The 14,891-nt window shown below is 63.0% G+C and carries 8 protein-coding genes and 2 pseudogenes; 3 read left to right on the top strand and 7 right to left on the bottom strand.

The window, feature by feature from the left end; genetic code table 11:
* Positions 1-134: 134 nt before the first annotated feature.
* The 5 genes and pseudogenes from H5J25_RS06365 to uvrA form a co-directional block, all read right to left on the bottom strand.
* Complete coding sequence (locus H5J25_RS06365) at positions 135-2,669, bottom strand: penicillin-binding protein 1A (RefSeq protein ID WP_202095216.1); 2,535 nt, start codon at positions 2,667-2,669, stop codon at positions 135-137.
* A gap of 164 nt (positions 2,670-2,833) precedes the next feature.
* On the bottom strand, positions 2,834-3,250 hold the full coding sequence (locus tag H5J25_RS06360) for a hypothetical protein (RefSeq protein ID WP_202095215.1): 417 nt from the start codon (positions 3,248-3,250) through the stop codon (positions 2,834-2,836).
* Between the two features lie 89 nt (positions 3,251-3,339).
* A complete protein-coding gene (locus H5J25_RS06355; protein ID WP_225883392.1) occupies positions 3,340-3,789 on the bottom strand; it encodes a hypothetical protein in 450 nt (149 codons plus the stop codon).
* A gap of 1,135 nt (positions 3,790-4,924) precedes the next feature.
* Positions 4,925-5,983 (bottom strand): ParA family protein, encoded by a 1,059-nt coding sequence (locus H5J25_RS06350; RefSeq protein ID WP_202095214.1) that lies wholly within the window; start codon positions 5,981-5,983, stop codon positions 4,925-4,927.
* Between the two features lie 63 nt (positions 5,984-6,046).
* A pseudogene (gene uvrA, locus H5J25_RS06345) lies at positions 6,047-8,952 on the bottom strand (excinuclease ABC subunit UvrA).
* Between the two features lie 245 nt (positions 8,953-9,197).
* On the opposite strand from uvrA, the gene H5J25_RS06340 reads away from it, so the two are divergent.
* From H5J25_RS06340 to H5J25_RS06330, 3 genes are all read left to right on the top strand, one after another.
* Positions 9,198-9,974, top strand: a complete 777-nt coding sequence (locus H5J25_RS06340) for an energy transducer TonB (protein WP_202095213.1) — start codon at positions 9,198-9,200, stop codon at positions 9,972-9,974.
* A 105-nt stretch (positions 9,975-10,079) separates the two neighbouring features.
* Positions 10,080-10,373, top strand: coding sequence for a hypothetical protein (locus H5J25_RS06335; RefSeq protein ID WP_202095212.1), 294 nt, complete (start codon positions 10,080-10,082; stop codon positions 10,371-10,373).
* The gene (locus tag H5J25_RS06330; protein ID WP_202095211.1) at positions 10,321-12,201 is read left to right on the top strand and encodes a TonB-dependent receptor domain-containing protein; all 1,881 of its coding nucleotides are present in this window, start codon (positions 10,321-10,323) and stop codon (positions 12,199-12,201) included. Before H5J25_RS06335 ends, H5J25_RS06330 begins: the two co-directional genes overlap by 53 nt.
* Positions 12,202-12,539: 338 nt before the next feature.
* Here H5J25_RS06330 and H5J25_RS06325 read toward each other — a convergent pair whose 3' ends face one another.
* Both H5J25_RS06325 and H5J25_RS06320 read right to left on the bottom strand, forming a co-directional pair.
* Positions 12,540-13,319 carry a SapC family protein gene (locus H5J25_RS06325; protein WP_202095210.1) on the bottom strand — a complete coding sequence of 260 codons (780 nt, stop codon included), beginning with the start codon at positions 13,317-13,319 and terminating at the stop codon, positions 12,540-12,542.
* Positions 13,320-13,384: 65 nt separating this feature from the next.
* Positions 13,385-14,834: pseudogene (locus tag H5J25_RS06320) on the bottom strand (FAD-binding oxidoreductase).
* Positions 14,835-14,891 lie beyond the last annotated feature (57 nt).

Raw genomic sequence — 14,891 nt, 5'->3', positions numbered from 1 at the left:
TCTCCAGTATCCATCCCGGCATGGGCCGGGGCCTTTTGCGGCATGTGCCGCGCTGTTTTGTCGCGCCGGTGCCGGACGCTGTTTAGTCGCGCCGGTGCCGGCCGATGCCGGTGCGCGTCGCTTAATGGGAGGCGCTAGTAGATTCCGCCCTCTCTCTGCAAGAAATCGCTGTCGCGGCGTTGTTCGATGCGGGCGGCGGCGGCCTTTTCCTCGCGCGCCTTGGCAGCGGCGACGGCGGCGGCAGGATCGGCCAGCACGCCCGGACGGCGGATTGCGCGACGCGGTTCGCTTTCCGGCTTGAACGCTTCCCAGATCACCGCGGCCTTCGGATCGGACGTGGGCCAGGCACCGAAAACGGGCTTCCCGCTTTGACGATCAATGCGCACCATGCGGACGCCGGGCGGCGCGCGGAAGGGCAGCTTGTCCATCCCCTCATAGGCCTTGATCGCCCATTGCTTGAAGATCGGCGCGGCGATCGTCCCGCCCTGCGCATAGCCGCCGAGCGACCGGGGCGTATCGTATCCGATATAGACGCCCGCCACCATCTGCGGCGTGCCGCCGATGAACCAGACGTCGGTCGGGCCGGTATTGGTGCCGGTCTTGCCGAACATCGGGCGGTCGAGATCGCGCAGGACGGTCGCGGTGCCGCGCTGGATCACGCCTTCCGCAATGTGCACCATCTGATAGGCGCTGATCGCGTCGAGCACCTGCTTGCCGCGGATCACCGGGCGCGGCATCGCCTTGCCGTTCCAGTCGGCCGCATTGCAATTGTCGCAGGCGCGCCAGTTGGCCGGCCAGACGACCTTGCCGTGGCGATCCTGCACGAAGTCGATCAACGTATAGGGATGCGCGCGCCCCTGATTGGCGAGGATGGCATAGGCGTTGACCATGCGCGACACGGTCGTCTCACCGGCGCCGAGCGCGAAGGACAGATAGGGCGCGTATTTGCCGACGCCGATCTGGTCCATCAGCGACACGACCTTGTCCATGCCGGTCTGGCTGGCGGCGCGGACCGTCATCAGATTGCGCGACTGTTCGACGCCCCAGCGCATCGTGTGCGCGCCGGAGCCGCCGCCGCCGAAGTTGCGGAAGCACTTCTGCCCGAGCCGCGCGCCCTGATAGACGCAGAACGGGCCGTCGACGATGCTGGACGCAGGCGTCATGCCACCGGCGAGTGCGGCGGCGTAGACGATCGGCTTGATCGTGGAGCCGGGCTGGCGCTGCGCCTGGGTGGCGCGGTTGAAGCTCTGGATGCGACTGTCGAACCCGCCCTGCATCGCGAGCACGCGACCGGTGGCCGGTTCCTCGACGACGAAGCCGCCGGAGATCTTCGGGATGGCGCGCAGCGCGAACCCCGACCCCTCGGGTGCGACGGCGATGATGTCGCCGGCCTTCAGCGCATTGAACGCATTGCCGCCCTTGCCGCGGACCGGCATCTGCGCGCCCCAGCGCGGCAGATCGCCGGTCTGGCCGTTGGAGAAGCCGATCCGTGCCGCGCCGCCATCGCGCGAGATGACGATCGCCGCGCGCCAGTCGCGATAATCGAGCCCGATATTCGTGTTGAGCATCGCCGACTGCCAATTCTCGCTGTCGATCTCGACATGACGGATCGGGCCGGACCAGCCGCGGCCGCGGTCGAAGCGGAGCAGGCCGTCCTGCAATGCTTCCTGCGCATATTCCTGCTGCTTCGCGTCGAACGAGGTGCGCACCCACAGGCCGCCGCCATAGACGCTGAACGGGTTGCGGCCGTCGTCGGAATTCTCGCCGAACTTGTCGATCAGCTGGCGGCGCACTTCCTCGACGAAATAGCCCGAACCGGCAACCTCGGCCTTGGGCGTCTGGCGCGGGACGGTGCCGAGCGGCTGGGCATTGGCTTCGGCGAACTGCGCCTGCGTGATGAAGTTGTTCTTGACCATCTCCCGCAGCACATAGGACCGGCGGGTGAGCGCGCGTTCGGTGTGGCGGATCGGATCGTAATTGGACGGCCCCTTGGGCAGGATGGCGAGATAGGCGATCTGCGCGAGATCCAGCTGGCTCAGTTCCTTGCCGAAATAGGCGTAGCTCGCCGCCTCCACGCCGAACGCGTTGCGACCCAGCGCGATCTGGTTGAGGTACAGCTCCAGGATCTGCGGCTTGGTCAGCGTATCCTCGATCCGGTAGGCGAGGATCGCCTCCTTCAGCTTGCGGCTATAGCTGGGCGCGTTGCCGATCAGCAGGTTCTTCGCGACCTGCTGCGTGATGGTCGAGGCACCGGCGGGGCGCTTGCCACTGCGGAAGTTGTTGATCGCCGCGCCGACGATGCCGGGATAATCGACGCCGTGATGTTCGAAGAACGTCTTGTCCTCCGCCGCGAGGAACGCCTGCACGACCAGCTTCGGATATTCGGCATAGCTCAACTCGACGCGGCGTTCGCGGGCGTAGGAATAGATGGGCGTGCCGTCGATGCCGCGGACGTTGGTCGGCAGCGGCGGTTCGTAGGCGCGCAATTTGTCGACCGAGGGGAGATCGCGCGCGAACAGCAGCCAGATCAGCAGCACACCGAGCAGCCCGAGGCCGATCAGGATCGCGATCCCCTTCACCCACCAGCGCCGCCACAGGCGGGTCAGGAAAGACGCTTCCTCCTCCCGGCGAATACGGACTTCGAAATTGGGGGAGTCGGGTTGGGCCATACAGGCCCCAGCCTCTAGCAAGTTTCGCGAGGCTTGCCAGCCGCCGATTGGTCGCGGGCGGGCCGGCCCCAGGCAGACAAAGAAAGGGCGGCACCCACCGGGGGTACCGCCCTTCCCTTCAGAGACTTAGAGTCTGGTCAGAACCTTAACGGCCCGTCCCCTTCTTAACGGCAACGCGTGTCGTTATTGCCCTTGTCGATCGCCTTGCCGCCGAGCGCACCCGCGGCGCCGCCGATCAGCGCGCCGAGCAGGCCCGAGCCACCCGGAGCGATCGCCGCGCCCAGCGCGCCACCGGCCACGCCACCGACGATCAGGCCGGTCGTGCCGTCGTTGCGGCGGCAGTAATAGCGGCCGTCATTGCCGCGATAGACCCGGTCGTTCGACGACAGGCGACGCTCGCGATAGCGGCGGTTGTCCTCGCGGTAATAGCGGCCCGCATCGTAGCCGCCGTACGCGGGATCGGGGCTGTTATAATCGTAGCGGCTATAGTCGCTGGCATAGCCCGGACGGCCGCTGCCGTAATCGTTGCAGCCCGCCAGCAGAGTGGAAACGGCGAGGACGCCGATGGTCAGAGCGCGCATAAGAGGTCTCCCTGTTGAGTGATGCCCGTTTAGCAGTGAAGGCCCAATGCACGGGGTGGGCAATTCGTTGCGTAACCGGATGAGCGAGATCAGTTAGACGCGCCGGTCTGCGAATTCATCTCGCCCTGTTCGGCGACGAGCGAGGGTGCGGGACCAGTGGCGGGCCGCAACGCCTCGCGCTCCGCCTCCGACATCGGCGCGTCCATGTTGGGGCGGAAATCGAGCGGCGCGCGATCGTTTTCGGTCGGGTGCGGCTTGTCGGCGGCGAGATCGGGCGTGGCATGTTCCGCCGTGTCGTTGGCGGCGGCTTTGGTCTTGAGGCTGGAGACCTCGTTCGAAATCTTCGCCGCACCATCCGTGGCCCAGGCCGCGATCTGGCGGCGTGCGAGGAACCCGGCAATCCCCGCCCCGATCGCCAGCACCGCCGCCCCGGCGGACAGCGCGCGGTTGTTGGTGGACTTGGGGCTAGCCTTGCGCGGCGGGGCGCGGCGGTTGGCGGGTTTGCGGGGTGTGGTGGATTTTGGGGCGGTGGTGGCCATTGGGGGGCTCCGATGATTGGGGTTGCATCGGTAACCAGCGGGAAACGTGGGCGTTCCGGCGCAGGGCGTATAAAGTCACACTAGGGTCACACTATGCGGGGTGTTCCGTGGGGCTTGGCGGGTGCCGAAGTTCATAGAAGTTCACACGCTATGGGGTGTTCCTTGGGGCTTGGGTGGATAACGAAGTTCACAGAAGTTCACGCCCTACAGAGTGTTTCGTCAGGCATGCCAAGCCGGGATGGGGAGGACGGCGACACGAGCCGCGACATTGGCCTGCCGTTGAAGAACGCGTCTGCCGCTACCACGCGGAGCGCGCTGGCTAGGCGTTGCGACGACCGGTGGCGAAGCGGCGGCGTGGGTGGTTTGGTCGGGATGGTCTGGCAAGTTAGGCATCCGGTCTGGAAGGGAAACGGATCAGATATGCCGGATCGGAACGTGTAGGACAGGCCTGTTACGCGATAAACGAGCGCAGGACGTTCCGAGGGGGCCAGCACCGCGGCTGCAGGTGTTGCTTGCATTTGTCTTGGCGCTAACCTTGCGCTGCGGAGCGCGGCGGGTGGCGGGCTTGGGGGTCGTGGTGGACTTGGGGGCGGTGTTTGGCCCTTGGGGTGCTCCGATGATTGGGGTTTCATCGGCAACCAGCGGAGCGTGGGCGTTCCGGGTGGGGCCAGGAAAAGTCACGTAAGTTCACGCCCTACAGGAACCAGCATCCCCTTTGCCGAAAACGGTCATGTAAACTGACAGGCTACCCGAAGCGTCATCACGCAATTACTGGGACCGAAGGTCGCAAGATCACGCTGTACACCGAGCGCCGTCAGCCCCACGGGAGCCTGACTGTGTTCGGATGGAACGACGGATCATGGTGATCACCTTTCGTCCGGACCGGAAAATTGATATGTCCCGCCTCCAGCGTGGGCCATGAGGCAAACCAAATATCCCGGATCGAGCGTGAGGACAGTCCCGCGGATAACCTTTACGCAGCAAATTGGGAGCTTATCAGCCCCAACGACCGTTACGATCAAAATTTAATAACTATTATGCGACGATGACCCTATCTCAAGTCTAACAGCCACAATCACGTTCAATTCTCGAATTTGGTTCAAACTTTGATCGAAACATCAACCGTGATTATATTTTACTCGATCGTTGCGACAAAGTCTCTGATGTTTGGCTTCTGCACATCTAGCTGAGTCTGATTAACGGTAATTTGTCTTCCAAGTAAATTTCTAGATCCCGACAATAATCGCATAATTGGAATCCCCAACGCACCCGACATTACAGATGCCGTATTGGCGTCTCTAATCTCAGCTTGAAACATCCGCTTAAATTCTAATCGCGATCTCGGGGCGGGCGCACCTGAGGGATGGACCGCAAAAAGAGATGGATTAGAAGTCCATACCGAATAAATTTCTGCACCAATCTCGTTTACAACAGTGCGAAATGCACTCGCGGTACTTAGATTCGCTGATGTCAATCTGTTACCGACATAACTATATATTTCAGGCACAGACATTCTAAATCTTTGGGAATTGAGATAATATTCCGACTGCCCCCCAGCACCCAATCTACGCACTCCATATAGCAACGCTAAAACTGCCCTCACAGCGCGCTTAGAAGAACCATCTGCCGAAAATGGTATAATAAGTCGGTCAGATGCCGACATCGCTAATTCGGTATAAATCGAGAAACTTGGATTACAATCAATAAAAACAGTACTGTTTTCAACGTTCCAAGATCGACGAATGTCCGCAATTAGATCCGATATCCAAAGGTGTACAATTCGCCAAGCCTCGCCTGGCCCAGGATTAGTTGCCCCCTGCACTCGGGACGCTAGGACTTCAAGCTCTTCATCACCAACAACGAGATGAAGATTGCTCGGTATCCATTGGTTGAAATCGCTAACCCTTTGCGCATATTGCGATCCGACATTTGGATTTACATACGGACTCAGAATTCGCTCGGCGATGTATCCAGCAATGGTGCGTTTTGGCGACCCGCTAGCCAGCTCGTTGAGCACCCTTTCACCACCCTCAATCCCACCAAGCAGCATGCTAGAGGAATTAGCCTGTGGGCACAGATCGATCACAAGCACGTTTTCTGAAGGATGCGTACGGGCATATTCCGCCGCAATCTGGAACGTGAGGTAGCTTTTACCCACGCCGCCTTTGTTGTTCCAGAGTGCATAAACCGCCACTTGAGTCTCCCTCGTAATCTGAATTGATCAATGGCAGAGATCAAAGTGCTAGTGTTAGTTTTTTTACGTCGCTATGGGCGATCGGGTTAATGCCGCCCCCAACAGCGGCTTCAAATACCGCCCAGTAAAGCTCGCCTCCACCTTCACGACATCCTCCGGCGTGCCCTGTGCGACGATCTCGCCGCCCTTCACGCCGCCTTCGGGGCCGAGGTCCAGCACCCAGTCGGCGGTCTTGATGACATCCAGATTGTGTTCGATTACCACGACGGTGTTGCCCTGTTCGACCAGTTGGTGGAGGACTTCGAGCAGCTTGCGGACATCCTCGAAATGCAGGCCGGTCGTGGGTTCGTCGAGGATGTAGAGCGTCTGGCCGGTGGCGCGGCGGGACAGTTCCTTGGCGAGTTTGACGCGTTGCGCCTCGCCGCCGGACAGGGTGGTGGCCTGTTGCCCGACCTTTACATAGCCCAGGCCCACCTCGACCAGCATCGCCATCTTGTCGCGGATCGGGGGGACGGCCTTGAAGAATTCGACCGCGTCCTCGACCGTCATGTCGAGCACGTCGGCGATGCTCTTGCCCTTGAACTTCACCTCCAGCGTCTCGCGATTGTAGCGTGCGCCGTGGCAGACGTCGCAGGTGACGTAGACGTCGGGGAGGAAGTGCATCTCGATCTTGAGCAGGCCGTCGCCCTGGCACGCCTCGCACCGGCCGCCCTTGACGTTGAAGCTGAACCGGCCGGGCTTGTAGCCGCGCGCGGCGCTTTCCGGCAGGCCGGCGAACCAGTCGCGGATCTGCGTGAAAGCGCCGGTATAGGTGGCGGGGTTGCTGCGCGGGGTGCGGCCGATCGGCGACTGATCGATGTCGATCACCTTGTCGAGATATTGCAGCCCGGTGATCTTGTCGTGCTTGCCCTGCACGATGCGCGCGCCGTTCAGTTCGCGCGCGGCGGCGGCGTAGAGCGTGTCGATCGTGAAGCTGGACTTGCCCGACCCGGACACGCCGGTGATGCAGGTGAAGGTGCCGAGCGGCAGGCTGGCCGTGACGCCGCGCAGGTTGTTGGCGACGGCGTTGTGGACGGTGATCTTCTTGCCGTTGCCCTTGCGGCGCGTCTTGGGCACGGCGACCTCGCGCGTGCCGTTGAGGTAATCCGCGGTGATGCTGCCCTTGGTCTTGAGGACCTGTTTCAGCGTGCCCTTGGCGACGATCTCCCCGCCGTGGACGCCCGCGCCCGGCCCCATGTCGATGACGTAGTCGGCGGTGCGGATCGCATCCTCGTCATGCTCCACGACAAGCACGGTGTTGCCGAGATCGCGCAGGCGGCGCAGCGTCTTGAGCAGCATGTCGTTATCACGCTGGTGCAGGCCGATGCTGGGTTCGTCGAGCACGTAGAGGACGCCCGACAGGCCTGATCCGATCTGCGACGCGAGGCGGATGCGCTGGCTCTCGCCGCCGGACAGCGTGCCGCTGGTGCGGTCGAGGTTGAGATAGTCCAACCCAACATTGTTGAGGAAGCCCAGGCGTTCGAGGATCTCCTTCAGGATGCGTTCGGCGATCGCATTCTGCTGGTCGCCGAGTTCGGCGGGGATGTTCTGGAACCAGGTCAGCGCATCGACCACCGACAGGCGGGTGACGCTGGAAATGTCGCGCATGCCGACCTTGACCGCCAGCGCCTCGGGCTTGAGGCGGGCGCCGTGGCATACCTCGCACGCGGCGCTCGACTGGTACTTGCTCAGTTCCTCGCGCATCCAGGCGGATTCGGTCTGCATCAGGCGGCGGTTGAGGTTACCGATGACGCCTTCGAACGGCTTCTTCACGTCGTACGACTTCTTGCCGTCGACGAAGGTGAGCGTGACGGGTTTGCCGCGCGTTCCGTGCAGGATCATGTCCTGTATGTCGGCGGAAAGGTCAGCCCAGGGGGTTTCGAGGCCGAAGCCGAATTCGCGCGCCAGGCTGCCCAGCACCTGCATGTAATAGGGGCTGGGCGGGTTGGACTTGGCCCAGGGGAAGACGGCGCCCTTCTTGATGCTGAGCGCGTGGTTGGGGACGACCAGATCGTCGTCGAACAGCATCTTCTCGCCAAGGCCGTCACAGGCCGGGCATGCGCCTTGCGGGGCATTGAAGGAGAAGAGGCGCGGCTCGATCTCGGCGATGGTGAAGCCGCTGACGGGGCAGGCGAATTTCTCGCTGAAGACGATGCGGCCGGGGGCGCATGATCGCCCAGCACCGCGCTGCTCGGCGTGTGCGGTTCGACGGGATCGGCGGGGTCGACATAGGCCAGCCCCTCGGCGAGCTTCAACGCGGCCTCGAAGCTTTCGGCGAGGCGGGTGGCGACGCCCTCCCCCACCACGAGGCGATCGACGACGACCTCGATATCGTGCTTGTACTTCTTGTCGAGCGCGGGGGCCTCGTCGATCTCATGCACCGTGCCGTCGATGCGGACGCGGGTGAAGCCGGCCTTCTGCCACTCCAGCATCTCCTTCTTATACTCGCCCTTGCGCGCGCGGACGACGGGGGCGAGCAGGTACAGCCGCGTCCCCTCGGGCAGCGCCATGACGCGATCGACCATCTGGCTGACGGTCTGCGCGGCGATCGGCTCCCCGGTGGCGGGCGAATAGGGAATGCCGACGCGCGCCCAGAGCAGGCGCATGTAGTCGTAGATTTCGGTCACGGTCGCGACGGTCGAGCGCGGGTTGCGCGACGTCGTCTTCTGTTCGATCGAGATGGCGGGCGACAGGCCCTCGATATGATCGACGTCGGGCTTCTGCATCAGTTCCAGGAACTGGCGAGCATAGGCTGACAGGGACTCGACGTAGCGCCGCTGGCCCTCGGCATAGATGGTGTCGAAGGCGAGGCTGGATTTGCCCGATCCGGACAGGCCGGTGATCACCGTCAACGTGTCGCGCGGAATGTCCACGGAGACATCCTTGAGGTTGTGTTCCCGCGCGCCGCGGACGGATATGTGAGTCAGCATGGGGCGTCGTGTTCCATATTTGTTCGGATCGGGCAAGCGCTTGCGGCGATGTGTGCAGATGGGTTCGGGGGGCGGGCAAGGCAAGGTTGGATCATGATGCTGGCCATTGCAGCAACGCGAGCCTGCATTGGACAAGGTCGGTCCAAGCCTTCATGTTTGTCGCCTGGCGATAGGTGTATCGCCGCGGGGTACCGAACATGTCTAACATCGCACTTATCGTCGCAATCGCGGTCACCGGCCTTCAGGTGGCGACGCCGAACGAATCCTCCAAAGACGTAGCCTGGAAGCCCTCGGGACCGTGGTTCGTCGAATACGCCGACAATATGTGCGTGCTGAACAGGAATTATGGAACGGGTCGCGAACGGTTGCTGTTGGGGTTCCGACCATCCCCGATGGGCGAGCGGATGGAAGTCGTTACGATCACTTCCGAGGCGCGGGGCGTTACGATGCGGGGAACCGGCAAGGTAGATATCCTGCCCGACGGTCGATCCGTGCCATCGGATTTCGTGTCATGGCGTCCGAAGGACCGGCCCGACACCCGAGTGACAATGTTCGAGCTGTCGGAGAAAGACATCAACGACGTGCTTTCGGCGGGCCAATTCAAAATGAGCGGCGCCGGTCTGAAGACCGTTCAAGTCGCACTGAAAGGCACGACCGCGGCGCGAGACGCGCTGCGGAAATGTTCGGACGACCTCCTGCAAAGCTGGAAGATCGATCCTGCGGAGCGTAGCCTTATGGCCCAACGCCCGCTTGCACTTGGCATGGCGAGTTGGGTTAGGGACAACGATTACCCGATAGCAGCCCTGAAAGCCGGTGCACAAGGTACCACCTCAATCATCTGGCGGGTCGGCATTGACGGCAGGGTTACGGATTGCAGGGTGGTGCGCAGCAGCGGGCATGCCCTTCTGGATGAGACTGCCTGCAAGCTCGCCGTAAAATACTCGCGGTACAAGCCGGCGGTCGGCAAGGACGGAAAGCCGATGGCCGCGCATGTCTCGCTGAACTTCACTTGGATGCTCTAGCGCTGCAGAGGTCAGGAACGAGCCACAAAGTGCTTGCCAAGCCCGTATTACTTGCTTAACACACCATGACGACTACAAGCGTAGTCGTCTGGATTGGGTGGTGTGATGCAGCAGGAGATGATGGCGACGTTCGGTCGAGGGCTTGGCCTGACGATCGGTGCGATCGGGGCGCTGGCGTCTCCGGCGGAGGCGCAGATCACGGGTGCGCCGGTAGTCGCCGAGCAGCCGTCTCAAGATGCCGCCCTGCCCGGTCCGACCAACGCCCGGCGAAGCTATGACGCGGCATATTTCGCGAAGTACGCGCCCGCCACGGCGTTGCAGATGGTGGAGCGCGTGCCGGGATCTCGTGATCGAATCGGTCGATCCATCGGTGCGCGGGTTCGGGCAGACGGCGGGTAACATCGTCATCAACGGGCAGCGGCCAAGCGCCAAGGGCGAGACGCTGCAGACATTGCTGTCGCGCATCCCCGCTAGCCGGGTGGCGAAGATCGAGGTTGGGCCGGGCGACCTGTTCGGCGCGGACTATACCGGCAAGTCGCAGGTGTTGAACCTGACCCTTATCGCGGGCGGCGGGCTGGCGGGAACGGTCGAGGCGTCGGCATCGCGAGACTTCACGGGCAAGATCCGTCCGGCGGGCAGCGCATCGGCGTTGATCAAGCGCGGCAAGTCCACGTTCAATGCGTCGGTCACCGTCGAGAATAGCCAGACGACGGAAGAAGGCACGGACCGTGTGGTTTCCGTGCCCGATGGCCGATTGCTGGAATTCCGCCGCAAGGTGAACACGACCGACGAGCCAAACATCGCGGTTGCCGGATCGTGGGAGCATAACGATGGCGCGAACAAGACGGCGCATTTGAACGCCCGCGTGTTCGTCGATCGGTTCCGGCTGACGCAATCGAACATCGTGACACCACTGGCGGGGCCGGTGCGCAACGATCCGCTGACTCAGCGGCTGAATTACGACAGTTACGAGTTCGGCGGCGAGGTTACGCGTCCGCTGGCGGGGGGCGGGCTGAAGCTGATCGGGCTCACGACCCGGCGCGACAGGTTGAGTCGGGATGCGTCGTACAACCGCGTCGGTGACGCCACGATCGGTGGGTTCACGCAGCAGTTGAAGGACCGGCTGACCGAGACGCTGGCACGCGCGGTGTGGAGCCGGCCGAACCTATTCGGCTGGTCCGTGGATATCGGCGCGGAAGGTGTGATCAATCGGCTGACCAGCAAGGTCGACCTGTCGGTAATCGATGGCAGTGGGGTAGCGACGCCGATCGCGTTGCCCGTGGACGATGCGGTGGTGAAAGAAGTTCGTGGCGAGGCCTTCATCAATGCCGGGCGCGCGATCAATTCGAAGCTGCGGATCGATCTGGGCCTGACGCAGGAGATGTCGCGCATCACGGTGACGGGCGATGCGAAGGCGGAACGATCGCTGAGCTTCCTGAAGCCCAAGGTTACCATCGACTGGCGACCCGACCAGCAATGGCGCGCGCAGTTGTCCGTGCAGCGAACCGTCGCGCAGTTGCAGTTCGAGGATTTCATCAGCGGGGCCGAATTGTCGAACAACCGCGTCAATGGTGGCAATGTCGATCTGCTGCCGCAGCGGTCATGGGAAACGCTGCTCACTGTCGAGCGGAAGCTGCTCGGCGACGGACTGTACAAGCTGGAACTTGGCTACAACAAGGTGTCGCTGGTGCAGGACCGGGTGCCTACGCCGGAAGGGTTCGACGCGCCCGGCAATCTGGGCAACGGCCACGTCTTCATATTCCGCAACCGGATCGACGCGCCGCTCGGCAAATTGGGTATCAAGGGCGGGCGACTGACACTGCTTGCGTCCTATGTTTCTACGTCGGTGATCGATCCGTACACACTGCGCTCGCGACCCTTTTCCGGCAATTCCGCCTTTGTCGGCGAGGCCAACTTTCGACAGGATTTTCGGAAATTCGCCTGGGGGTTCGGGCTGAGCGGTGGAACGTCCGGGACGTTCTACCGGCTGGACGAGACCGATCGCAATTTTCAGGAGGTGCCGCAGGTGACCGTTTTCGGCGAATGGCGGCCGGATGCGCGGACAACCGTGAACCTGAGCATCAACAATCTGACCAACCGGGCCGGTCGCCGGGTGCGGACCTTCTATCTGCCGGACCGGCGCAATCCGAGCGCCTCATCGATCGAGTATCGGGATCGCAACTCGCACGTCGTGCCGCTGCTGACGTTCAAGCGTAGCTTGGGGTAGTTTCCGACGTTTTGAGTCGGTTTCGAAGGTGCAGCATTGCCGTTCGAGGAAGCCGGTTGGAGCCGGGAACAGCGGGCTTATGGATCCCCGCCCTCGCGGGGATGACAAAGTTGATTTACGCCCCTCCCCGTTCGTTTCGAGCGTAGTCGAGAAACCGTTTCCGGGTTTGGGGGCTTGTTTCTCGACTTCGCTCGAAACGAACGGCGGAGAGGGTACGAATTTCAGTTTGGGTTTTGCCGCGGCGGCTGATGTCGGCGGGATTTGACCGGCGACAGGGCTGACGGACGGCACGGCCGCCGGACGGCCCGCATCCGCGAGCCGTCCGGTCGATCCGTCGATCAGGCCTGGAGTTGCAGCTCGGGCGTGGGCATCTTGCCCTGCGTTACCTGCATGCCGAAAATCTCGCGCATCAGCGACAGCGAGAACAGGTGTGCGTACAGGAGCGGCAGCATGCCATTCTTGTGGATCTTGCGAAGCTGGTCACCGCGCAGGTCGTTCAGCTTCTCTTCGTTGACCATCTGGAAACCGCGATAGATGAACGGCTGCTCGTTACCTTCCTGCTGGATGGTGACTTCGCCGTCCATCAACAGGCCCATTTCCTCAAGGTCCTTCATGAAGTTGCCGGTACGTGCGCCGGCTTCCTCGAAGGTTTCGTTGAACTTGAGCACCGAAGTGACGAACTCGCTGGGCTTGCCATCCTCGAACAGCGGCTCGCCTTCCTCGAACGCGCCGATCAGGTCGGTGGTCGGATCGAAGCAAAGCGACAATTCCTGCGCATCGGGATGCAGCTTGGCGAGCATGAAGGGATAGCGGCGGATATAGGCCGGGATGTACATGCCGTTCTGGGCGAAGCCGCCTTCGTTATCGACGAAGACGTTGACGCCTTCGTTCATCCCCATCAGGCCGATCGGAACGGGATTTTCGCCGACAGTGAAGACGATCGGCATATAGCGCTGAACCAGCGTGAATTCGTCCACCGTGAGCGGAATGGCATGCTGGCCGACGACGAACTTGGCCTTGTCCGCCGGACGCAGCTTGTAGTTCGCGTGCGCCTCCGACGAAAGCGGCTCGAGCGCCTGATAGAAGAGGGGAAGCTGGGACTGCGGCGCGCTGGCCATTATGTTCTCCATCGAAGTCGACAAACTGCCGCGCGGCCCTCCCCCACGGCGAATGGCCGTTGGCTCTATGGCTTGGGGGCATCCGGCGCAAGAGCAACGAGCTTCCCCGGGTTCATCAGGCCGAGCGGATCGAGCCCTGATTTGATCGCGCGTAACGCGGCCAGCCGCGCAGGGGCGGAGAGGCGTTCGAGTTCGCCGCGCTTCATCTGGCCGATGCCGTGTTCCGCCGAGATCGATCCGCCCGCCGCGACTACCAGATCGTGGACGAAGCGTGTCACGACCGGCGCCTGGTCGGCATACCAGATCGCGGGATCGGTGCCGGGCGAGGCGCGGACATGGAAATGAACGTTGCCATCGCCCAGATGCCCGAAACCACTGGCGTGCGTGCCGGGAAACGCGGCGTCGCAAGCGGCGGCGGCCTCGATCATGAAACGCGGCATGACCGCGACCGGCACCGAGATGTCATGTTGCGCGGCGGGGCCGAGCGCACGTTCGGAGGCCGAGATCGAGTCCCGGATGCGCCAGAAAGCCTCCGCCTGCGCCTCGGTCGTCGCGATGGTCGCGTCCGCGATCAGTCCGGTGTTCAACGCGGGGGCGAGTAGACGTTCGAGCAAGGCGGCCGGCGGCTCCTGCTGCGCATCGGTTGCCACCGCCTCGATCAGGACGTGCCACGGATGCGCACCCGATAGCGGTGATCGCGTTTGCGGCACGTGAGCGAAAACCGCGGCGAGCGATTCTGGCCGGCAGCAGTTCGAAACTCTCGATCGCCCGGGTCTGTGCCTCCATCTGCCGGAGCAGGCGGAGCGCATCGTCCGGACTGGCCAGTCCGACCCAGGCGACCGCGCGGGCGGCGATCGCCGGCGCGAGCCGCAGCGTCGCGGCGGTGATGATGCCGAGCGTCCCCTCCGCCCCGATCAGCAGCTGGTCGAGGTCATAGCCGCGATTGTCCTTTTTCAGCGCGGACAGGCCGTCATGCACCTGCCCGTCGGGCAGCACCGCCTCGATCCCGGCGATCAGCGCGCGCATCGTGCCGAAGCGCAGCACTTGCGTTCCGCCGGCATTGGTCGAGGCAAGCCCGCCGATCGTCGCGCTTCCCTTCGCGCCGAGCGTCAGCGGGAAGCGGCGGCCGTGCGCGATCGCCGCGTCGTGCAGATCGGCCAGGATGACGCCCGCCTCCGCCACCGCGAGATTGTCCAGCGGATCGATCGAACGGATGCGGTTCATCCGGCGCAGGGACAGGATCAACGCGCTGCCATCCGCAGGCGGCGTCGCACCGCCAACCATCGACGTATTGCCCCCTTGCGGAACGAGCGGAACGCGGTGTTCGGCGGCGAGCCTGACGATCGTCGCGACACCTGCCGTATCGGCAGGGGACAGGATTGCGGGCGAAACGCCGTCATACCGCCCGCGCCAGTCATGCAGCCACGGATCGATCGCCGCGGGATCGGTCGTGACGGCCTTGTCGCCGAGCGCGGCGCGGACCGCATCGATCAAACAGGATTGAGGTGAAACCATGTTCCGGCGGTATCATGGCGCGCAGGGGCCGACAATTGTGGCACCCGTCGCCACAAT

It is taken from the genome of Sphingomonas aliaeris (genome assembly GCF_016743815.1).
Lineage (GTDB): Bacteria > Pseudomonadota > Alphaproteobacteria > Sphingomonadales > Sphingomonadaceae > Sphingomonas > Sphingomonas aliaeris.
This window is presented reverse-complemented; position numbering and strand designations above follow the sequence as displayed.